This window comes from Maribacter flavus (genome assembly GCF_008386635.1).
GTDB lineage: Bacteria > Bacteroidota > Bacteroidia > Flavobacteriales > Flavobacteriaceae > Maribacter > Maribacter flavus.
In genome coordinates this window covers 131,786-153,586 of sequence record NZ_VUOE01000002.1, presented here as the reverse complement: position 1 = coordinate 153,586, position 21,801 = coordinate 131,786, and the positions used below count along the sequence as shown (strand labels likewise).

18 protein-coding genes and 1 other RNA gene are annotated in these 21,801 nt (G+C 43.5%); 5 read left to right on the top strand and 14 right to left on the bottom strand.

Going from position 1 to position 21,801, the window contains the following annotated elements; all coding sequences use genetic code 11:
• Positions 1-225: 225 nt before the first annotated feature.
• The 9 genes from F0361_RS11040 to F0361_RS11000 form a co-directional block, all read right to left on the bottom strand.
• Positions 226-5,577 (bottom strand): T9SS type A sorting domain-containing protein, encoded by a 5,352-nt coding sequence (locus F0361_RS11040; RefSeq protein WP_154918672.1) that lies wholly within the window; start codon positions 5,575-5,577, stop codon positions 226-228.
• 38 nt (positions 5,578-5,615) lie between these two features.
• Positions 5,616-6,128 carry a phage tail protein gene (locus F0361_RS11035; protein WP_154918671.1) on the bottom strand — a complete coding sequence of 171 codons (513 nt, stop codon included), beginning with the start codon at positions 6,126-6,128 and terminating at the stop codon, positions 5,616-5,618.
• A gap of 12 nt (positions 6,129-6,140) precedes the next feature.
• Entirely contained in the window at positions 6,141-6,680 is a 540-nt protein-coding gene (locus F0361_RS11030) for a peptidase associated/transthyretin-like domain-containing protein (RefSeq protein WP_154918670.1), read from the bottom strand.
• Positions 6,681-6,973: 293 nt separating this feature from the next.
• The gene (locus F0361_RS11025; protein ID WP_154918669.1) at positions 6,974-7,504 is read right to left on the bottom strand and encodes a 1-acyl-sn-glycerol-3-phosphate acyltransferase; all 531 of its coding nucleotides are present in this window, start codon (positions 7,502-7,504) and stop codon (positions 6,974-6,976) included.
• A gap of 20 nt (positions 7,505-7,524) precedes the next feature.
• Positions 7,525-8,652, bottom strand: a complete 1,128-nt coding sequence (locus F0361_RS11020; RefSeq protein WP_246160872.1) for an iron-containing alcohol dehydrogenase family protein — start codon at positions 8,650-8,652, stop codon at positions 7,525-7,527.
• A 9-nt stretch (positions 8,653-8,661) separates the two neighbouring features.
• Positions 8,662-9,360 (bottom strand): HAD family hydrolase, encoded by a 699-nt coding sequence (locus tag F0361_RS11015; protein WP_154918668.1) that lies wholly within the window; start codon positions 9,358-9,360, stop codon positions 8,662-8,664.
• Positions 9,351-10,064, bottom strand: coding sequence for a 3-deoxy-manno-octulosonate cytidylyltransferase (gene kdsB, locus F0361_RS11010; protein WP_211361181.1), 714 nt, complete (start codon positions 10,062-10,064; stop codon positions 9,351-9,353). The genes F0361_RS11015 and kdsB overlap by 10 nt, the downstream gene beginning before the upstream one ends.
• Positions 10,065-10,083: 19 nt before the next feature.
• Positions 10,084-10,653 (bottom strand): DUF4126 domain-containing protein, encoded by a 570-nt coding sequence (locus tag F0361_RS11005; protein ID WP_154918666.1) that lies wholly within the window; start codon positions 10,651-10,653, stop codon positions 10,084-10,086.
• A 71-nt stretch (positions 10,654-10,724) separates the two neighbouring features.
• A complete protein-coding gene (locus F0361_RS11000) occupies positions 10,725-12,158 on the bottom strand; it encodes an ATP-dependent DNA helicase (RefSeq protein ID WP_154918665.1) in 1,434 nt (477 codons plus the stop codon).
• A gap of 100 nt (positions 12,159-12,258) precedes the next feature.
• Between F0361_RS11000 and F0361_RS10995 the strand changes: the two genes are divergently transcribed.
• From F0361_RS10995 to F0361_RS10980, 4 genes are all read left to right on the top strand, one after another.
• Entirely contained in the window at positions 12,259-12,909 is a 651-nt protein-coding gene (locus F0361_RS10995; RefSeq protein WP_138259155.1) for a hypothetical protein, read from the top strand.
• Entirely contained in the window at positions 12,887-13,723 is an 837-nt protein-coding gene (locus F0361_RS10990) for a DUF3822 family protein (RefSeq protein ID WP_154918664.1), read from the top strand. Before F0361_RS10995 ends, F0361_RS10990 begins: the two co-directional genes overlap by 23 nt.
• A complete protein-coding gene (locus F0361_RS10985; protein WP_154918663.1) occupies positions 13,723-14,259 on the top strand; it encodes an RsmD family RNA methyltransferase in 537 nt (178 codons plus the stop codon). The genes F0361_RS10990 and F0361_RS10985 overlap by 1 nt, the downstream gene beginning before the upstream one ends.
• Positions 14,260-14,352: 93 nt before the next feature.
• The gene (locus F0361_RS10980) at positions 14,353-15,468 is read left to right on the top strand and encodes a DUF2914 domain-containing protein (protein WP_154918662.1); all 1,116 of its coding nucleotides are present in this window, start codon (positions 14,353-14,355) and stop codon (positions 15,466-15,468) included.
• Here the strand turns inward: F0361_RS10980 and rnpB are convergent.
• An RNA gene (gene rnpB, locus F0361_RS10975) (RNase P RNA component class A) lies at positions 15,467-15,772 on the bottom strand. The two genes, F0361_RS10980 and rnpB, sit on opposite strands and share 2 nt — an antisense overlap.
• Positions 15,773-15,880: 108 nt before the next feature.
• Here rnpB and F0361_RS10970 point away from each other — a divergent pair.
• Entirely contained in the window at positions 15,881-17,710 is a 1,830-nt protein-coding gene (locus F0361_RS10970) for a DNA polymerase III subunit gamma/tau (protein ID WP_154918661.1), read from the top strand.
• On the opposite strand, the gene F0361_RS10965 is transcribed toward F0361_RS10970, so the two are convergent.
• From F0361_RS10965 to F0361_RS10950, 4 genes are read right to left on the bottom strand one after another with little or no spacing between them, the layout of a single operon-like run.
• Positions 17,699-18,052, bottom strand: a complete 354-nt coding sequence (locus F0361_RS10965; RefSeq protein ID WP_154918660.1) for a transmembrane 220 family protein — start codon at positions 18,050-18,052, stop codon at positions 17,699-17,701. The genes F0361_RS10970 and F0361_RS10965 overlap by 12 nt on opposite strands.
• Before the next feature lie 6 nt (positions 18,053-18,058).
• Positions 18,059-19,432 carry an alkaline phosphatase family protein gene (locus F0361_RS10960; protein ID WP_154918659.1) on the bottom strand — a complete coding sequence of 458 codons (1,374 nt, stop codon included), beginning with the start codon at positions 19,430-19,432 and terminating at the stop codon, positions 18,059-18,061.
• 1 nt (position 19,433) lies between these two features.
• Positions 19,434-20,627, bottom strand: a complete 1,194-nt coding sequence (gene eboE / locus F0361_RS10955; RefSeq protein WP_154918658.1) for a metabolite traffic protein EboE — start codon at positions 20,625-20,627, stop codon at positions 19,434-19,436.
• Positions 20,628-20,638: 11 nt separating this feature from the next.
• A complete protein-coding gene (locus tag F0361_RS10950) occupies positions 20,639-21,799 on the bottom strand; it encodes a 3-dehydroquinate synthase (protein WP_154918657.1) in 1,161 nt (386 codons plus the stop codon).
• Between the last annotated feature and the right edge of the window lie 2 nt (positions 21,800-21,801).

The window sequence follows — 21,801 nt, the reverse complement described above, 5'->3', positions numbered from 1 at the left end:
TGCTTGCTTAGCAATGTGGTAAAAGCTCTTATATAGAGGAATGATATGTGAATCATTATATCATTTTTATCTTACAAAATCATTGTGAGTATACCAATGCTTTCCCAAAAAGATATTTATCCAGTTTCGTACTTAGGGCAATATTGAACTTTCCAGTTCTATGGTAACTAAAAAATTTGAATACACAAGAACCCTTTCTTATGGAAAATTATTAATAAAAATACCTTATGGCCTGCGAAGCACCTTTAAAATCTGTTTGCCGCTACCTGTGGTAACATATACATAATACATTCCCGCGGGCAGTTCGTTCGTCCTTAGTCCGATCTCATTTCTACCTTTTTTCAGGTAGTAGTTTCCAAAAGTCTGGACTCTTTTACCGATGCCATCATATAGGGACAATTCGCTCTTCATCTCACTAGGGGAAATCACCACGAGCGTAAAGTCCTCCTTGAATGGTACGGGATACCCTGATAATTCCAAGGTTGGTGCCTGATATTTGGACACATCGTCCATAGGGCAGACCTCTGCATGAAGAATAACGTAAAATATGTCAGCATCCCCTGTACCTATGTCCTTGAAGGTATAGTTCGTGAAATCGGACCCGGGCTCATACTTGTGAGCATACTGCCCCGGAGCCACAGTGAGGTTGCCGTTGTTCGGATTTGTCGGTATTGGGTCCGTGCCTACATGCAACTGGGCCTCGGTCATTTTATAGCCGTTCAGAACCGATACCGTAACCTCTACGCTACCGTTGGAGTATACCACTTCCACGCTTCCCACCAGGGCCCCTTTGGAGATATCGCATTGGCCGGCCGCAGCATAAAGCTCCATTTCGTACGCACCGTTAATCGATGGAAACTCGTTGGTCCACCCCCATCGAGGTGAATTGAAATTTGGAATATCCTCAAAACAGGTAGAAGAGCCACTGCTCCTTGCAAATGCAGTTTCACATTTATCGATAGAACCTCCGGCGCAGCTTGGGTCACCATCTTGGAGGATGTCCCATTCACAGGTGTCAGAATTCCATATCGCCGTTTCATAACAGAGGGTTTCCGGCATCTCCGGCTGTTCTCCCTCTATCTCCCATTCACAGGTGTCTGGGTTCCATGTTGCGGTCTGGTAACATTCTATCTCAGGTTCTAAAGGCTGCTCGCCTTCAACATCCCAGCTACAGGTGTCTGGGTTCCATGTTGCTGTATCGTAACATTCCGTTTCGGGCATTTCGGGCTGTTCGCCGACAATGTCCCAGCTACAGGTCTGAGCGTTCCACTCAGCCGTTTCGTAGCATTCCGTTACGGGCATTTCGGGCTGTTCGCCAACAATGTCCCAGCTACAGGTCTGAGCGTTCCACACAGCCGTTTCGTAGCATTCCGTTACGGGCATCTCCGGCTGGCCGTCCACAATGTCCCAGCTACAGGTCTGAGCGTTCCATACCGCTGTTTCGTAGCATTCCGTTACGGGCATTTCGGGCTGTTCGCCAACAATGTCCCAGCTACAGGTCTGAGCGTTCCACACAGCCGTTTCGTAGCATTCCGTTACGGGCGTCTCCGGCTGGCCGTCAACGATGTCCCAGCTACAGGTCTGAGCGTTCCATACCGCTGTTTCGTAGCATTCCGTTACGGGCATTTCGGGCTGTTCGCCAACAATGTCCCAGCGACAATTATCGGGGTTCCAAATAGCGGTCTCGTAACAGGCCGTCTGTGGCATTTCCGGTTTTATACATACTACATCATCACAGGCATCGGGTATGCCATCACCATCCTTGTCGACACTATCATCACCATTAGGGCATTTATCATAACAGTCGGCAATACCGTCCCCATCAGCATCAAATCCCTCATCCACTTTACCATCACCATCGTTATCCACACCATCACATATTTCTTCATTGGGTTCCGTAACGGTGATACTGCATCGGGAGGTCGACCCCGTGGCGTCCGTGATGGTGACGTAATGTGTTCCCGCTTTTAAATTCGTATTCAACTGACTGGTAGTACCATCGTCCCATTGGAAGGTAAAGGGTCTATAACCCCCGTTTCCATGGACCATGGCCGAACCGTCGTTCCCGCCCTTCACGCTTACGTTGCCATAAAGGTTTATCCAACAATACAATTCCTTGGCTATATCTATATAGGACATGGATTCACAACCATTGGCGTCCGTAACGGTAACCGAATGCATGCCATAGGTCAAGGTGGTGGCCGTTTGGGTGGTCTCACCATTGTCCCAATAGTAGGTATAAGGTGCCGTTCCACCATACGGCGTTACCGTGGCAACACCGTCCTCCGTCAAGTGGTCTGTAGTAAGCTTAACCTGCTCCACATCACTTGTAAACTTGTCACACACACTTCCGGTAGGCTCCATTATAGTGATACTGCACTGCGAGGTCGCCCCCTTGGCATCCGTAATGGTCACAGTATGTATACCTGCCGTTAATGAATTGTTCGTCTGTTCGGTAGAACCATCGTCCCATTTGAACGTAAAGGGCCTGTACCCGCCATTACCGCTCACTCGCGCGGCACCGTCCTGTCCGCCATACTCCGATACATTCTGTATCAGGTTCACCCAACAATAGAGTTCCTTGGCTATATCTATTTGACACATCGTTGCGCAACCGTTGGCATCGGTCACCGTTACTGAATTCAGACCGTAAGTCAACGAAGTCGCCGTTTGGGTCGTCTCCCCATTGTCCCATAAATAGGTAAAAGGCGCTTTACCCCCGATTGGGGTCACGGTTGCCACCCCGTCCTCGGTCAAATGGTCCGTGGTAAGTATGTCCTGCTCTATGCTGCAGGTCAAAGGCTCGTTGTTGGTGACGATGAAGGCTTCAGACGTGGACTCGCACCCGAACTCGTTGGTCACCGTTACCGTATAGCTTCCCTCAAGGGCCGTAATGGTCCGCGTGGTCTGCCCGCCTGGTGACCAAAGATAGCTGGAAAAGCCGGCACCGGCATCCAACTCGACACCGTTCCCGTCATGGCAATAGCTGTCCCTGCCCGTTATCTCCACTTCGGGTAAAGGGTTCACCGTCAAGGTCACCACATCACTGGTAACCGAACAATCGTCATTTTCGTTGTCCGGAGTGCCATTATCTGAGGTTACAATAACCCTGTATATCCATCCATCTGCATTTTCAACCGCTCCTTGTGGGACAATAAAAATTGGTGTTTCTACTTGTGGAAACCATTGGAGCCCTTCATTTGGTGAAAATTCCCATTGATACGAAAGAGTTCCCGTACCGGAGGCTTCAACTTCAAATTTGAAAGGTTGAATCTCACAAACGGTGACATCTTGAGGTTGGATGTTAATTGATACTTCACATGGAATAATTACATTTACTTTTGCTCCATCCCCATCATCTTCATCGTCCGGGTCATCTACTACATTGCCGTCCCCATCCGTATCCACGCCATTTGCGGGAGAACTATCCACATCCGTTTCGTTAGCGGCTGTAATTTCAGCAAGATTAAGGTATTCTCCGGAAGCATTTACAGTTACCTCCAAAACCAAGGTTTCTGAATCTCCTGGGAGTATTGGGGCAAAACTATGCCATCTGCCAGGTCCAAAATCATACGTACCATTTGTGACACTTCCTGCTCCAGTAGCCGTATATCCGCTGGGTATCTTATCTATTACTTCAACTCCGGTCGCTATACCAGGTCCATTGTTTGTAATAGTCACGGTAAAGTTTATAACATCGCCAATATTTGGATTAAGATTGTCAATGGATTTTTCAAGTTCCAAATCTATAATGGGAGTTACCGGACACATGTATTTACTTCTGTCAACTTGAATATATGTCTCACAATAATCACTATTACCATTCACATCTTCTGCCCAAATCCGAACCAGAGTATTTTCTTCATCCTCACAACTCAGGGTTAGGCTCGTTGACTTTACGTCCGAACCGACACGAGATATCAAATACGTAACAGGACCACAAGCATCAACTGTTGGTGACGCAATAAAATCCGAAGCGAAAATTGTCCCAAGTCCTGTTGTAGCATCCAATTCCACCGTTAGACCATTGATACATATAGGCGTAGGAGCTTTATTATCCTCAATGGTAAGACCCATGTTACATGTGACTGAATTTCCTGCATCATCTGTAGCCGTAAAGACAATTACCGTAGTACCTGCACCATTGAACGTGGACCCAGCTGGTGGACTTTGTGTAATGATCGGTGAAGCCGTAACATTATCCGTTGCCGTAACCAAACCCGTATAATCTGGAACCAATACATTGCAATTGGAGTCTGCAATCAATATCTGGTCAGGAGGGCACGTTATTTCTGGTGGAGTGGTGTCACCTACTGGTTCAACTGTAAATGGTATTCGTAGTATGTTAATACAACTATTATTATCAGAATCAACATAGGTAAATTGAATATTGTAATCACCAGCATCTCCTATTGCTGGGGTGTAGGTTGCTATTGCTGTAACCGCACTACCTGAAAAACTTCCGCTAGGTGGAGATGGTATCATGGCCACAACCCCTGAGGTCGCCGCCCCACCCAGTAGACCTTGAAAGTTTACGGGTGCTCCATCTTCGGCAACCGAAGATGGTCCCGTTATGCTAATATCGGCCTCTGGATAGACCACAATGGTTTCTTGTGCCTCTGCAACACAACCAGTTGAATTCGTATGGGTATATACCAAAATATAGGTGCCTGCCCCTGCCGCTATCGGATTGAAAGTACCCGTTCCATTCCCATTATCAACCAATGTGTTGGTAGCTGGAATATCAGAACCAACACCCAAACTAAAGGTTCCACTACCTGTTGGATCAGGCGTTGAGCTACCCGTTAAATCTATGGTGTCAGGTGGTGAGAACGACAAACAAACCTCGGTTACAGAGGCTGTTAGCGTTGCTGCACATTCAGAAACAGTTGGCGTACCCAAACTAGCATCAACGGTACCTGGGTAAACATTATCATTATCACTGACCCAATTGGCAAGATTATGCACAATGGCCCTAATTTCTTCAGGCGTGCCGGACAAGGGGCAGCCCGCTATACCACAACTAAATTGAAAGTTATCCTGTTCAATTCCACCAGGACCGCTCAATCGAACCGCGGTGTCGCCCGTGGTCAAGGCATCCGGAAGCGCTGACGTAGTGTTGCTCGTAGCATCACCGTCCCAATTGGCATCGTCCGTGACCCCCGAAACCACATTAAAATGTAATCCAGCTATAAAGGTTGGGCTGGCAATACTGCCTTGTATGGCAAATAATTGATCGCCCAAGACCGTAAAGGAAGCCGCAGGTGGGGACAAATTACTAAAGTCCAACACCACTACCTCACCGGCCGTTCTTGCAGCACCCGAAATCCAGGTAAATTCACCATCACCGGCATAGGAAGAGAATCCCGTGGCATCGCTCCAGCCACGGTCCGTAAAAATGATCTGGGTCGCGGCATCGATATCCTTTAAAAGAATAAAGGCAAAGTTATCGTCCGAGTCCGTCGCCCCATCGGTATTTAGACCAACAAAGGCAATATCGCCGGCGCCTAGCGTGGTCTGTGCAAAAGCGGTACATAAAGTGAACAGTAATGTGCACAACAGCGTAATTTTTCTCATATCCCGACGGTTTTGATTGGTTTATGTCTATTTAGGTATTAATTTCTAGAAGGGTATATCCCTTGCAAAGCGATGATATAACTTACGCATAAGTAAGGTTGCATATTGTTTACGGACTGGCCACCTCCTGTATTCAAGGTCTGAAATGTCTTCATATTGGAGTCTGTAGTGGTACCGAAACTATCAAGACCGGCACCGGCAACATAATTATCGGCGGGTACATCTGCATTACCTTCTTCCTTGGAGGGTATGGAAACACCATGGGTATGCGGTGGTAGATGATTTACATTCAACGTATTGGTCTCCGTACCACTTCTTTGTCCTATAGGCCTTGGAGTTAATCCAGGACCACTGCCGGCATGCATAGGCACGCGGCCACGTAAATCCGGAAGGGCAAACGTTGTTCGGCCATCACCACCGTAGATTGTTCCTATAAGTGAAAAAAGTGCAGTATTGCTTGAAATGGGCAATAATGACCCATCACAAAACGCCCAGCCCCTGGGTGCAAAATTACCACCAAACATCATTATCTGTCCTATAAATGGTTCCATAGTTATCTAGTTTTATTGGTTGATTGAAAAATTAAAATTGATTTTAGTCTTGTAAATTGATTTTTCCAGTTGTGGAAAAAGAAGGTCGTTGTCTAATTCTTGATTGGATTCCCAATGCTTATCAGTAATGAAGGCGCCGAAATCTGAAAATTTTAGTTCCGTAACCAATTCCTCATTTTCCATTGAGACCCTAAAGTGGATGGTCGTGTGCTTACCCATTTCTCTAGACGGGTAATCAGTCCTTAAAAGGTATTTTCCTTCGGAATCCGTTATCAATAAGCCCTTGTGTCCAATTTGTTTCGAATTAGGGGAAAGGTGCCAGAATTCAACCTTCGCATTTTGAAGGGGATTCTTTCCTGAAACGTCGAATACCTGTCCAGAAATCTCCACTTGCTTGCCAAATAGCTTGGTCCGTATATCTGCCGTTGAAATTGAAGGGTAAGAAGATGATGATTCTTTTGCGAATAAATCGGTCGTAGGCAAAAGCATGGCACCTGTGGATGCCAATACGGAACCTTTAAGAAAGTTCCTTCTTTTTTGGTTGTTTTTCATTTTTCCTTTGGTGATTGGTTACAATGACCATAGGAAGCGGTTTGGTTCTTTGTATTGTGGGGTTACAAAAACCAGCTAGATTCTCCAGCTAATAATTATGTTAATGAAAGTTAAAGGTTTGTGAACCTAAATAGTCCCTTATGGGATGAACGGTACAAAATAATGGATGAAATGCAAGAAAATACATAAATCTATGTTTATTTAACAACATAAATAAAGTAAACAAGTAGATTAAAAAATATTCGTTTTTCTAAGTAAAAAAATAACTTGATAAGTTATTTATAACAAATTAATTATGAATGCTTCCCCCTCACACCCATAAAAAAGGACTCATATTTTTCCAAATCAGCTGATTGATTTTCGGTAGGTATTTGAGGCTTGGAAAACTTCACCTCCTTTTTTCCATAATCAAAGGCGACCATTACAATGGGCACATTGGCCTGTTTGGCAATGTGGTAAAAGCCCGTTTTCCATTTATCCACTTTTTTGCGCGTACCTTCCGGGGAGAGGGCCAATCTGAATTTATCCCTGTTTTCAAAAATTCGTACAATGGCACTTACGGTGTCGTTACTTTTGCTCCGGTCTATAGGGGCGCCGCCTGTCCAGCGAAAAAACCAGCCAAACGGGGAATCAAAAAGGCTTTTCTTACCAATGTAGTTGATTTCCTCATTCAATATTTTTCTCACCAATAGCCCCAAGAGAAAATCCCACCAACTGGTGTGGGGCACGACGATTATGACAAACTTATCCAAATGGGAAGGAAACGTACCTGTCATTTTCCAACCTAAAAGCTTGAAGTAAATAAAACGCGAAAGTCTCTGCATCTGGGTTTGGGAAGGATTTCCTATATTTTTCTATAGATGGATTTCAATTTGGCTGGAGTAATGACCGATTTCCAATTTGGCCCCAAGGCATTTTCCCATAAGGGTTCCATTCCCATGGCGATGTATATCATTGCATCCAAGTCATTTTCGGTCAAACCGGCACAAACACCTTTTGGAAGATCGATTTGGTGTTTTTTTCGCATCTCGTTGAATATTGACACCCCCTCCGGATAAAATTCCTCCAAGTACTGAAACACCAAACAATTGCCCAAACCGTGTTTGATGCCCAATTGATACCCCAAGCCGTAACTCATGGCATGCGCCACGCCTACCTGCGAATAGGCAATGCTCATACCCCCATGCCATGACGCCATCATCAACTTGTTTCGGGATTCTTCCTCAGCAATCGTGTCCAAAAAGACTTCCTTGCAGAGGTCCAACGCCTTTTCCCCATAGCTTTGGCTGAAGGCATTCAGATAGGTCCCGTTCAGGCTTTCTATACAATGGATAAAACAATCCATACCCGTGTAGAACCATTGTTCCTTGGGCACCCCTTTGGTAAGTTCCGGATCTAAAATCACTTGGTCAAAAGTGGTATAGTCCGAATTGATGCCCAACTTTTTTTCAGGTCCCAAAAGCACCGTGGTTCGGGAGACTTCGGCCCCGGTACCGCTGATGGTAGGGATTCCGACATGGTAGACCGATTCCCTATGTACCAAATCCCAACCCTGATAATCGGCCGCACTTCCAGAATTATTCAGCAATATGGCTACGGCCTTGGCAAGATCAAGTAAAGTACCTCCGCCAATACCCACAATCCCGGACGGCATTTCCTGAAAGGATTCCTTGATTTGCCTCACCAAGGCATCTACCTGCTGGGTCTTGGGTTCTTCATCCGCAGAAATGAAAATAATTTGATCCGAAAAAATCCGGGGTATCCTGGCATGCAGTTCTGAGTCCTCAAATACATCGTCCACCAAGAAAATAATGGGCGCGTCCGAATTTTTGCGTTTCGGTAACAAAATATCCCCCAATTGGTCAAAACTGCCATTTCCAAAGACCACTCTGGGTACCATGGGAAAGTTTCGAAACTTTTGGGATGCCCTTGTAGGTATATTTTTTATTTCCATTTCCTTGCTTGTCTCCATCCGTTCTATTTAAAGGTAATTCAAAACATCCGTAAGTTTCGATACCGTTATATATCCTTTTTTTTCCCTGGGCTCCGCCACCTCTTCATGCTGCCATGTGGTATGGAAGGGCACGTGAACCGCCTTTGCACCGATATTCACAAGCGGTAGAACATCTGATTTTAAGGAATTTCCGATCATCAAAAAATTCTTCACATCGATTTCCAAGTGGTCCAAAAGGTCCTGATAGTTTTTCTCCTTCTTATCGCTCAACACCTCAACATGATGAAAGTATTCCGATAGGTTGGAGCGTTCCAACTTTCTTTCCTGATCTAAGAGGTCGCCCTTAGTCAATACGATCAACCTGTATTTACCTTGTAGTTTTTCCAGCACTTCCACCACACCATCTAATATTTCCACCGGATGCGAAATCATACGTTTGCCCAAATCCAGAATTTTAGAAAGTGTTTCTTGCGTTACCTCATTATTGGACAGTTCCAAGGCCGACTCAATCATGGACAACATGAAGCCTTTTATACCGTATCCGTACAAATCCAAGTTCTTGATTTCCATCTTAAAGAGCTCTTGGTCTATCTTGTTCTTGGTCTCATAGGTTTCCAAAAGGTCCGCAAAGGCTTCCTCCGCCTCGCGGAAATAGGTTTCGTTCACCCAAAGGGTATCGTCCGCATCAAAACCTACGACCTGTATGTCCTTAAAATTTATTTCCATGCCGCCTTTGCCCTTTCCAAATCCTCCGGGGTATCTATCTCGATACCGGTTACGGTAGTCTCTACCATTTTTATTTTTTTTCCGTATTCCAAATAGCGTATAGCCTCTATTTTCTCCGTGGCTTCCAATGGCAACATAGGCAATCGTTGAAAATCCATCAAGGCGCTTTTTCGAAAGGCATAGATTCCTTTGTGCTTATAATACCGTGTGTAATCGCCTGTGGCCCGTGGGTACGGGATGGGTGACCTGGAAAAATAGAGGGCAAAATTTCGATTGTCAACAATCACCTTTACCGTATTGGGGTTTTTGATTTCATCTTCATCCGTTATCCTGACCATTAAGGATGCCAAATCGATTTCCTTTTCAAAATCTTGCTTGAATACCTCAAGGACTCCGTGTAGGCTCTCCCGATCCGTAAAAGGCTCATCACCTTGTACATTTACGATGATATCAACGTCCATATCCGTGACCGCCTCGGCAATTCTGTCACTACCACATTCGTGCTCCTTTTGGCTCATGAGCACATTCCCGCCTTCGGCAAGAATCGTTTGATAAATGATATCGCTATCCGTTACCACATACACGGCATCAAAAAGTCCCGTATTCACCGCCGCTTGATAGGTCCTTACTATGACGGGCTTGCCCGATAGATCCTGCATCAGTTTTGCCGGAAACCTTGAGGCCGCATAGCGCGCCGGAATCATTGCAATTATCTTCACCTTCTTATGTTTTTGCCTTGGGCCTTAGACTTCTATAAATTCTAAAAATTACTATTAAAATGATGATGACCAGTACCGCGGCCAAAATGGGGGCGAATATGGATGCGATACTCACCACCGTAGCGGTTCCCGTTTCCACGGTCGCCAAAATGGGATTGGCCAGACCTCCCGTTGTCGTAGAGGATGCCAACCTGCCCGTGGCGCCCGCCCCCCTGATGGCAGTAGCCGTTCCCCCGCCGGCAATAATGGCCAAGGACCACGTTACCACAGGGTCTAAATCGGCCACCGTGGAGACCATTACGGCCGTACCCGCGATGGCAGCCAAAGGCACTGCAAAACTATCCAATAAATTGTCCACCCAAGGAATAAAATAGGCGAATATCTCCACCAAGGTAGCTACTCCCAAGGTAATCAAGGCGGCCAAACTTCCGATCCATTGCCAGTTATCGTTCAATTCCCACACATTAAAATAAGCAGCCAAACTCAAAGCGAACAATGGCAAAAATACCCGGAAACCAACGGAAGCGGCGAGCCCAATACCGAGAAAAATACTTATGATGGTTTCTGATGTCATATTGTTCCTTTCTTAAACCGGACTTTGAAAATCTTCGGTCTATTATATTCCAATACTAAAGTAACGGTTTCCTATTCAAGAAAAAAATCACTTTTAAAGCCGATAAGGTATAGCTTTTCCTTGGCCCTGGTTACGGCGGTATACAGCCACCTTAGGTATTCTTTGTCCGGACCGTTTGGCAGATAGGGCTGCTCCACAAATACGGTGTTCCATTGCCCTCCTTGGGACTTATGGCAGGTAATCGCATATGAGAATTTTACCTGAAGTCCATTGAAATATTTGTTGTTTTTTACGCCGAGAAACTTTTTGTACTTGGATTTCTCATGGGCATAATCCTTCATCACTTCTTGATATAGCCTATTGCCATCCTCATAAGAAAGGGACGGGGATTCCGCCTTTATGGTATCCAACAGTAAAACCGTCTCAAAAGGTTTCATATTGGGGTAATCGACCATTTGAACCTTGACTTCGGCAAACTTGAATCCGTAAAGATCCTTGAAGGCAAAAATTTCCAATACCTCTATGATATCACCATTGGCTATGAAGCCTGCTTCAGAATTGGGTTTAAGCCAGAAATAGTTGTTCTTTACGACCATCATAAAATCACCTGCTGCCAACTCGTGCTCCAAGAACAGGATTCGCTCCCTAATATTGAGGTTATAAAGGTTCGCCCTTTTATTGGAACGTACGATAATCGCCGTTTCCTCTTTTCCGTTTTTGGAATAGGATTCGTCAATGGCTTCCTGAATGTCATGCCCGTCTATCAATCGGACAATATCGGAATACGGGCCCACATCAAACTGAAAGCTGTCAAAATAACTTCCATTCAACTGCTCCCTTAACATGGTGGCGTTCACCAAGATTCCTGAATCTTCGGCTTGCCTCACAACTTCATCCAATTCCAATCGGACTATCTCCTTATTATAATTTAGGGCGAGTTTGTCCTCGTCCAAGGCGGGACTCAATTCCAAATGGACGGGCGGTAACTGTGCGGTATCCCCGATCAAAAGTAATTTGCAGTTATGACCGGAATAAACGAACATGAGGAGATCATCCAATAGGGAACCATTTTCGAACAGTTTGGAATCTGCCGGGGTATCGGGAATCATAGAGGCCTCATCCACTATAAATACGGTGTCCCTATGTTTATTGGGTGCCATCACAAATTGAACCCCGCCCCCACTTTGCTTTTTGGGGTAGTATATCTTTCGATGGATGGTGAATGCCTGTGTTTTCGAATAGTTGGACATGACCTTGGCCGCCCTGCCCGTGGGTGCCATCAAAACCGATTTCATCCCGGTCTTCCATAGGCTATTGACCAAGGTACCAACCAAAGTAGTCTTTCCTGTACCTGCAAAACCCTTTAAAACAAAAACCTCGTCCTTCTTTTTGGAAAGGATAAAGTTGGACAGTTTTTCAAGGGCTATTCGTTGTTTTAGGGTCGGCTCATGTGGAAACTTGGTTTCCAACTCTTTAAAAAAAATAGCAGGTGTCTGTAACTTCATGGAGCCCCAAATATAAAAGGATTTTTAGGGCAAAAACTTTTGCGATTAAAAAAAAATTGTAGATTTGTGACAACCACTAAATTAAATTAACACTTAAGAAATGAAGACCATAATACAGATTGTACTTTGGATTGCATGTATCGGTTTAGGCTATTTGATTTACAAATCGGTAACAGGGCCAATCGAGTTTAACGAGGTTAAAGTTGAACGTTTTGGCAAAGTTATAGCGAAACTAAAAGATATTAAAAATTCTCAGGAAGCCTATAAAAGTGCCAATGGTAAGTATGCCAACGATTTCCCTAGCTTGATTAAATTCATAGACACTGGTAGTTATGTGATAACACAGCAAAGGGATTCTTCTTTCATGCGATACGATAAAACGTATCAAATTGACCTTCAGCAAGATACTGTTATTGTGGATACTTTAGACTTTGTATCTGTTAAGGATTCACTCTTCAAAAGTGACACAAGGTATAAGGATTTAGCAACCGTACCTACTGCTCCAAATGGCGAAACATTCACAATGAAAGCTGATATTATCGAAAAGAGTGGTTATAGGGCACCTGTATATGAAGTGAAAGTTGCCAAAAGTGTTGTTTTATATGACCAACCAAAGGATTTATTGGCAAAGGAGAATTCTTTAATGAGTGTGGAAGAAGTGAGTGGATCCGAAATAAAGGTGGGTTCCTTGACAGAAGTTAGTACCAGTGGAAACTGGCCTCCTATCTATGACAAAAAAGGCGATCAATAAGGATATTGACATAGCAGATAAAAACTTTAAGAAATTGTCCATTCAAGTGAGCTTGAATGGACTTTCTTTTTGTATTGCGGATACCGTTTCGCACAGGGTACTATTATCCGATAGTATTTTATTTTCCGAAGAACAGCACCCCGAAGCATTACTTAAGGAGGTAAAAACACTTTTGGGAAAGCATACATTGACGGGCAAACAATTCGATGAGGTAGTCGTTGTTCATTCCAATACGCTGTTTTCATTGGTACCGAAGCCCCTTTTTAATGAAGAATCCCTTTCAGAATACCTGAAGTTCAATACCAAATTATTGGCTACGGATGCGCCTGCCTTTGACATGTTGGAGGGTTTTGATATTGTCAATATTTATGTTCCCTTTACGAATGTAAACAACTATATCTACGAGCTTTTTGGCGAGTTTACATTTCTGCACAATGGTTCCGTACTGATCCAATCCTTATTGGATAACTATGGCAATCAAGGAGAGAGTGTCTGTTATGTCCATGTGGGTCAAAGACAAATGGATATTACCGTTTTAAAACAAAAAAGTCTAAGCTTCTATAATAGTTTCCCTTACCAGACCAAGGAGGATTTTGCCTACTATCTCCTTTTTGTGCTGGAGCAATTGGATTTGGACACGGAAACCACGGCGGTCAGATTTTTCGGTACTATTGAAGAGGACGATGAAATATTTCAATTGTGTTACTCCTATATAAATGATTTGACCATATTTGCGCCCTCCTCCCCCAATCATTTGAATTTGGGAATACCGGAAACTTCGTCCATAGACTTTACCGTTATCAGCACCCTATAATGCGAATAATCTCAGGGAAACATAAAGGCAGGCAGTTATTGGCACCAAAAAACCTACCGGTCAGACCTACCAAGGACATGGCCAAGGAAGGGCTATTTAACATCCTAAACAACCGATACTATTTTCCAGACCTTAAAGTGCTGGACCTATTTGCGGGAACGGGCAACATTAGTTTTGAATTTGCCTCACGGGGCGTAGACGATATTCTGGCCGTGGACATGCACTCCGGTTGTATCAATTACATCTCAAAAATAGCCAACGAACTTGAAATGGATATCAAAACCGTTAAGAGTGATGTCTTTTCCTTCCTTAGTCGCAATACGGAGAAATTCGATGTCATTTTTGCCGACCCATTTTACGATATGGAACTTGGTGAATTCCAAAAACTACCCTCTTTAATCTTTGAAAACGAACTTTTGTTGGAAGATGGCGTACTTGTTATCGAGCATTCAAAACAGACCAATTTGGAATCAATTCCCCATTTTGATAATTCAAGAAAATATGGGAATAGCGTATTTAGTTTCTTCAAAACCTAGAATTGAAGAAACACATGAAGCAAGCCAAAATACATATTTTCTGAGCCTAAAAGGAATTACGAATCGACCTATATTTAAGTTTTCAAAATACCCATGAAAAGGTTCCTGGTACGGTATCGTAATAGTAAATTTCGGAGATTTATCCGTAAGCATGGAAAGTATGCCCCTTTACTGTTTTTTATAGGAGGGTTCCTATTTGATGTGCTTACCCTTGGACGCATAGACCGTACCTACGATTTGGTAATGCTATGTCTTCACATGACCAACCTTAGTATTACTTTATATCTCTATAATTTAGCCGATGATGGCACGTGGAAAAATACCTTTCTGGAAAGTTGCGAGGAATACTTCCCATTGGCCATCCAATTTTTCTTTGGGGCATTATCAAGCGCCTATGTGATTTATTTTTCAAGAAGCGTATCCCTGTCAAAGACCGTTTCATTCTTTTTGATCCTCATGGTCCTATTGGTTGCCAATGAATTTCTAAAACAAAGGATATCCAACAAATACTTACAGTTCAGCGTCTACTTTTTCTTGAGCTTTACTTTCTTCGCCTTCATGATTCCGGTAGTTACAACAAAAATGAGTCCCCAAGTATTCTTTATTTCTGGATTCATAAGTCTTTGCTGTACGCTAGCCTTGATAATTTTGATTTATGTTATGAGTCCCAGCACACGAAGGGAAATACATATAGGCAAGTTGCTTTCAATCATTATATCCATATACGCCTTTATCAACCTGTTTTATTATTTTAGATTAATTCCACCGGTTCCCCTTGCACTCGATGAAGGTATTGTAGCCCATTATGTTGAAAAAATTGGAGATACCTATACAGTTGCCTATGAGAAAAACGACACGTTTATTTTTTGGCGGGATCATAGAACAAAATTTATCTTTAAGCCGAACGAAAATGTGTATATTTTTTCTTCCGTTTTCGCCCCGACGGATTTGAAAAAATCCATTCTTCACCGATGGAAATGGTTCAATGAAGAATCTTTGGAGTGGGAACTGGTAGAGGATATCGGGTACGAGATAAAAGGCGGTAGGGACGATGGTTTCAGGGGCTATACTTATAAAAACAATATTTGGCCGGGCCAATGGAAGGTAGAGGTCATCACGACGGAAGAATTGGTATTGGGCGTTATTGATTTTGAAATATCCATCGATGAGAATCTTGAACCTGTAAATCTGGTGGAACGCAAATTCTAAAAAAAGCAGGCCATAAGCCGGATTCTGTTTTCGTTGAACGAAACCTTATCATTTATCTAGACCATGGGTTACCCCATGGTTCCAACCGCCTACCCTTCGGCTCGAGCGTGCAGCCCTCAAACACCGATTTACATGACGTTTCACCGTATAGAGTTTACCTGATTTCACTACAGCCTAACTGTACTTGCTTTCTGTTGCACTTGTCCTCACCTTACGGCGGACGGGCGTTACCCGCTATACCGCACTATGGTGTCCGGACTTTCCTCCCCCGATATAAATCGGGAGCGATAAGGTGGCCTGCTCAGCGCAAATGTACTCCAATTGTTGATAACTAAAGATGATCTACGATGTAAATCCACCATCAAATAAACCGCTATTTCTATATTTGTAAGCATACAAACTTGTCTATATTTTGGAACCGTTCATAGTTTCTGCCCGCAAGTACAGACCCCAGACCTTTAAGGATGTTGTGGGGCAGCAGGCTATTACAAATACGCTCCAGAATGCCATAGACAACAATCACTTGGCACAGGCCCTTTTATTCTGTGGTCCAAGGGGCGTAGGAAAAACGACGTGCGCCCGTATTTTGGCCAAACAGATAAATTCTGATGGCAGCGAACGCGAAGATGAGGATTTTGCATTCAATATTTTTGAACTGGATGCAGCTTCCAACAACTCCGTGGATGATATTAGAAACCTAATCGATCAAGTGCGTATCCCGCCCCAGGTTGGAAAGTATAAAGTTTATATCATCGATGAGGTCCATATGCTTTCCCAATCGGCTTTCAATGCCTTTTTGAAGACCTTGGAAGAACCGCCAAAGCATGCCATTTTTATACTTGCCACCACGGAGAAGCATAAAATAATACCTACCATACTTTCCAGATGCCAAATATTTGATTTTAAAAGAATTACGGTAAACGATGCCGCAGAGTATTTAAAATACATTGCGGAAAACCAAGGAATAGAAGCTGAGGAAGACGCCCTACATATCATTGCACAAAAGGCGGACGGTGCCATGCGGGATGCCCTCTCCATTTTTGACAGGGTCGTTAGTTTTTCCGGTAAGGAACTCACCAGGAAAGCGGTGACGGAAAACCTGAACGTGCTGGACTACGACACTTATTTTGAAGCGACGGACCTCATCCTGGACCATGATATTCCCCGCTTATTGATTCTATTCAATAAGACACTTTCCCTGGGCTTTGACGGTCACCATTTCATAGCCGGTCTTGCCTCCCACTTTAGGGATTTAATGGTGTGTCAACATAAGGATACCATTTCACTTTTGGAAGTTGGAGAGAACGCCCAAGAAAAATACCGGGAACAATCCAAGAAGGCCTCCCCAGGTTTTCTCTTACAGGGACTTGATATTGCCAATGACTGCGACCTAAAATATAAGTCGAGCAAAAATCAGCGACTTCTCGTAGAACTAACTTTAATGAAATTGGCCTCCATCGACTTTGATGGAGAAAAAAAAAATCCTGAATCCCTAGCCCTTCAAAACAGGACAATCGATTTTATCGCACCGGCCGAGTTTTACAAAAATTTCCAAAGAAATCCGGAAGAAAGAAAACCGATAGCCGTTTCTGTCTCCACCAATATCGCAGGCAAAAAGGAAGAATCCCCATCCTTACCTTTAGAAAATGTATCGGATGAAAAAGAAAATCGGCCCACCTTATATGATACCATTAAAGAAGAAATAAAAGAGGTTGAAACCGATGTAACGCAAGCTGTTCAAGAACCGGTATCGCAAAAAATCCAAATTAATCCCTCTAAAAAAAGAGTTTCTGGATTATCGCTATCCAGTTTAAAGGCCAAGAAGGAGCACGAACTCAACAAAATTGAAGTGGTCATCGATGAGGAGGATTTACCCAAGGATGATTTTACCGAGGCCGATCTACAAAGACATTGGTCCGATTTTACGGAACAAATAGACAAAAAAGGGCAAAAGATTCTGGCATCCAATCTAAATACGGACGTTCCCAAACTTGGAAAGGACTTTACCATACATATTGAGCTTCCCAACGGTACGATGAAGAAGGAAATAGAGCGTGAAAGTTTTGAGCTCATGGGCTACCTGAGAACCAAACTTAACAATCACTTCATCCAATTGATTATAAAGGTAAATGAATCCAGTGCCAAGAAATTCGCCTTTACACCTGAGGAAAAATACGAGAAACTACGGGAGAAAAATCCAGCAATCGACCTATTGAGAAAAGAGTTTGACTTAGATCTTTAACATCCTTCGTAACCTCACGGTATAGAAGAACATCACCAGGGCAATTATCAACAATCCAAAGGCTTCACGGCCCAATTCAACGGTTTCAATGGGACCGTCCTCCAATCCAAAACCTTGGAAATCGGTCGGGTATAGATACATAAAGCCTATAAAACAAGCTGTTCCCAATACCAATGGAACCACGGCTCTCAATCGGTTGAGGGAAAAAAGTACGGATATGATAGCCGCCAACGCATAAATCAAAATCCAAAGGAAAGAATCAGGGTCATTATATTGGACAATGGCACCTACCGCAAAAAGTATCGCAAATACATATCCTATCGTCTTAAAAAATAAATTCATTACAAATCAGCTTAATACATGGTTTTTAATTAAGTCATAGACCTCCACGGCCGCTACTTCAGGGGTATCGATTTTAGTTGCCCGATTGGTTATGAATATGGGGTAATCCTCCTTATCCTCAGGGAGTCTACCATGGGAGCCCTTAATCAAGGAAGCGTCCAGGGGAATGATATCCAAAACGGTTCTAAAGCCTAATCTCTTTTTCAAAAGTTTCCAAGCCACTTTTACCATAACAAGTTTATCCTTGGGGTCGGTCATCATTTCTACAGGGTCGTACCCTGGTTTTTTATGGATATCCACCATTCTGGAATAATCCGGAGCTACGGCATCATCCAACCAAAAATAATAGGTAAACCAAGAGTCGGCATCCGCAACGGCAACCAAATCCCCACATCTTTCATGATCTAAATGCTCGACAGCTATTTCACTATTTGAAAGTACCCTTTCAACACCGGGAACTTTGGCGATCAAGCTTTTGATGTTTTCCAACTTGTTTTTATCCTTTACGTAAATATGGGCGACTTGATGGTCCGCCACGGCAAAGGCATCACTGGCGCCGGCATCCAATAGTTCCAAGCCCCTCTCTATTCTCACATTTACAAAGCCTTCACGTCTCAAAACTCGGTTTAGGTGAATGGGGTTTTTTACATTGGTAATTCCGTATTCAGACAATAATATAATGTGGGCACCCAGTTTTTCGTAATGATGTACCAATTGTTCGACCACCCCATCGATTTCATTTAAATCCCTTGAAATTTTGCCGAAATCCAAACCATGACGCTGCAAGTTATAATCCAAATGCGGAAGATAGATCAGGGTCAAGGTGGGATCGTATTTTTCATCGGTTTTTATGGCGCCGTTCGCAATCCATTGGGAGGAGTTAATGGTCGTGCGAGGTCCCCAAAACTCGAACAGCGGAAATTTACCAAATTCCTTTTGAAGTTCATCTCGCAATTCAGCCGGATAGGAATAAATATCGGGGATTTTACGTCCATCCGCCAAATAATTGGGTCTTGGCGTGATGCTATAATCCACATTGGAATACATATTGTACCACCAAAAATGATTGGCACACGTAAAGGTAGTATCCTTTTCCTTTAACGCATCCCAAATTTTGGGTTGTTGTACCAACCTATTGGATTGTCGCCAAAATTTTACTTCCAACTCGTCCTTAAAATACCAACCGTTTCCCACGATTCCGTGTTCCGATGGCCATTTTCCTGTTACATACGTAGACTGAACGGAACAGGTTACGGCAGGCAACATGGGTTTTATAAACGTATGTCCACCATTTTCCAAAAACGATTTTATGAAGGGTGTATACTCACCTATAAGGCGTTTGGTCAATCCAACAACATTGATGACAACTGTCTTTTGCATGTTATATGTGCGCTTTTAACCATTCTATTTCACGGACGATGGAATGCGATAGATTTTCCTTTAACCCTTCCGGCAGTACATCCCACGTATAGGTTTCAATTTCCAAATGCTCCGTCAACGAATCCTTTTTTAAATAATCCAAGGTATCCAAAATTTGATCTTGGGTAGAGTCCAACGCCCCAAATCGCTCCAAAAAGATAGGCACATGATAGTGGGCCCGTAGTTCGTCCACCTCCTTTTTTGCCTCCAATACGATGGGAAGATCGTTATAGGTTTTTACCCGCTCCCCTATTTTTTCAGTTACCTGATGCAAATAGACCGGTTCGTTGAATTTTTCCAGAACCTTCCATACCTCCTCCCGATTCTTTCCTGTGAACAGAATCTTCAGTGCGGCACTCACCTGGATTTTCCCAACTTGGATACCCGCTTCCTTAAACTTGGCAAAGGTTTCACTGGGATGCTCATACGCCAGGGAAAAATGGCAAATGTCATAACAAATGGTAATATATCGTTTTACCAATTCTTCCAACTGGGAGGCATCCTTATCCAAAGTTCGGGACAATTCCTGTTGGGCGATGGGAATTAGATAGTCCGAATAAAATGAAAGGACCTCCTCCGTATTTTCCAAAAATCCATCAGGTTCCGGTTCAATGTCCAAATGGAGATAGGTACCTGTCCTTTGTTCCAGTTCATAGAGTTGAATTGCGATTTGGACCATGTGCTTGGCACCTTTTTTAAGAGCGATATCCTTTTCCCTTTCCGAAGCAAACCAATGCTTATAACTAATGGGCGATGTGGATATTCCGCCATTGATTCCTTTTGGAAGCAATGCCGCCAATTGTTCAAACAATCGTTGGGTATATGTCAAACGTTCCTTGGTGGTCCAATCCGGCGTGTGGACATCGTCCTTTACACGTTCATTGTGAAAATTTCCATAGGGAAACCCGTTCATGGTGAAAATATACACTTCCTCCTCCTGCAACCAATTCATGAATTCCGTCATATGGTTTCCCAATGCCAGTTCCTCACTAGCCTTGTTTGAAAGTCGTAAACCGAGACCAAAGGGGCTATCCGGTGAAACCGACTTCTTAATACCTGGAACATGTTCCTTTATACTGGAAAAGGTGCTTTCCCAATCCTGACCAGGATGTATGTTCGTACAATAAGAAAGGTGGTATTTGTTTTTTATAAACATAAGGGGATTCGCTATTTAAGGGCCATCTGATGATTAAGCTGCTCAATGGACCGTTTCATTATCGACCTGTCAATTTCATTGACATCATGTTTCTTTCCCAATCCTGAAATTAATGTGATGGTCAATCTACCGCCCAAATGCTCCCTAAATTCCTCGATACCGGCCAAAAGCTGGTCCACTTCCTTTTCAGAGTACAGTGGTAAGGATAAATCGAAACCGATTTTCTTCATTACATCAAGAATGGTCCTCAATTCTTCCTCAGAAATCAACCCGATCAACTGTGCATAGGTAACGTCCAATGCTATTCCCTTGGCTACGGCCTCGCCATGTCTTAACTCGTAATTGGTCATAAACTCCAATTTGTGGGCCGCCCAATGACCAAAATCCAGCGGCCTGGAGGAACCGGACTCAAAGGGGTCACCTCCCTGCGAAATGTGTTGCATGTGCATTTCGGCACATTTATAAATTACATATTGCATAGGTTCCAAACGCCTTTCCTTAAGGGCAATGGCATGCTTTGCAATATATCCGAAGAATTCCTCGTCCTTGATCAAGGCAACTTTTATGGCCTCGGCGATTCCGGCTATCCAATCCCGCTGCTCCAAGGTCGCCAAGAAATCACTATCGTTGATAATGGCATATGGCGGAGCGAATGTCCCCAGAAAATTTTTCTTCTTAAAGATGTTCACACTGTTCTTTACGCCTACGGCGGAATCGTTCTGTGAGAGCACCGTGGTTGGAATCCGAATCAATTTTACGCCCCTATGGGCAATGGCCGCAGCATAGCCTACCATATCGATTACCGCACCGCCTCCGATCACCACCACAAAGGAGTGCCTGCAGATAGCATTTTCATTAATTCCTTTCAGCACAAAGTCAATATATTCTGCATGATTTTTGGACTGTTCCCCTCCGTCGATCACCAAAGTATCGGTACAGTTCAGGTTCACGGAATACAAACTGCAATAGACAGAAATTTTGTTCAATAGATTTGGGTGGCTGTCCGCCACTCCTTTGTCGACTACAAAAAACAACTTTACAGGCTCGTAGTCCTTGTATCCTTTTATAATATTGACGAACAGCGGGTTATCAACATGAAACAAATCCTTTGTAAAGTGGAGTTGGTACTCATATTGAACTGAAAACGACTGCTTGATAGGTTTTAATTCCATAG

What these genes read in the sequence shown, in the direction of transcription:
- F0361_RS11040 (WP_154918672.1), bottom strand. Translation starts at nt 5,577, where the DNA reads ATGAGAAAAATTACGCTGTTGTGCACATTACTGTTCACTTTATGTACC.
- F0361_RS11035 (WP_154918671.1), bottom strand. Translation starts at nt 6,128, where the DNA reads ATGGAACCATTTATAGGACAGATAATGATGTTTGGTGGTAATTTTGCA.
- F0361_RS11030 (WP_154918670.1), bottom strand. Translation starts at nt 6,680, where the DNA reads ATGAAAAACAACCAAAAAAGAAGGAACTTTCTTAAAGGTTCCGTATTG.
- F0361_RS11025 (WP_154918669.1), bottom strand. Translation starts at nt 7,504, where the DNA reads ATGCAGAGACTTTCGCGTTTTATTTACTTCAAGCTTTTAGGTTGGAAA.
- F0361_RS11020 (WP_246160872.1), bottom strand. Translation starts at nt 8,652, where the DNA reads ATGGAGACAAGCAAGGAAATGGAAATAAAAAATATACCTACAAGGGCA.
- F0361_RS11015 (WP_154918668.1), bottom strand. Translation starts at nt 9,360, where the DNA reads ATGGAAATAAATTTTAAGGACATACAGGTCGTAGGTTTTGATGCGGAC.
- kdsB (WP_211361181.1), bottom strand. Translation starts at nt 10,064, where the DNA reads ATGATTCCGGCGCGCTATGCGGCCTCAAGGTTTCCGGCAAAACTGATG.
- F0361_RS11005 (WP_154918666.1), bottom strand. Translation starts at nt 10,653, where the DNA reads ATGACATCAGAAACCATCATAAGTATTTTTCTCGGTATTGGGCTCGCC.
- F0361_RS11000 (WP_154918665.1), bottom strand. Translation starts at nt 12,158, where the DNA reads ATGAAGTTACAGACACCTGCTATTTTTTTTAAAGAGTTGGAAACCAAG.
- F0361_RS10995 (WP_138259155.1), top strand. Translation starts at nt 12,259, where the DNA reads ATGAAGACCATAATACAGATTGTACTTTGGATTGCATGTATCGGTTTA.
- F0361_RS10990 (WP_154918664.1), top strand. Translation starts at nt 12,887, where the DNA reads ATGACAAAAAAGGCGATCAATAAGGATATTGACATAGCAGATAAAAAC.
- F0361_RS10985 (WP_154918663.1), top strand. Translation starts at nt 13,723, where the DNA reads ATGCGAATAATCTCAGGGAAACATAAAGGCAGGCAGTTATTGGCACCA.
- F0361_RS10980 (WP_154918662.1), top strand. Translation starts at nt 14,353, where the DNA reads ATGAAAAGGTTCCTGGTACGGTATCGTAATAGTAAATTTCGGAGATTT.
- F0361_RS10965 (WP_154918660.1), bottom strand. Translation starts at nt 18,052, where the DNA reads ATGAATTTATTTTTTAAGACGATAGGATATGTATTTGCGATACTTTTT.
- F0361_RS10960 (WP_154918659.1), bottom strand. Translation starts at nt 19,432, where the DNA reads ATGCAAAAGACAGTTGTCATCAATGTTGTTGGATTGACCAAACGCCTT.
- eboE (WP_154918658.1), bottom strand. Translation starts at nt 20,627, where the DNA reads ATGTTTATAAAAAACAAATACCACCTTTCTTATTGTACGAACATACAT.
- F0361_RS10950 (WP_154918657.1), bottom strand. Translation starts at nt 21,799, where the DNA reads ATGGAATTAAAACCTATCAAGCAGTCGTTTTCAGTTCAATATGAGTAC.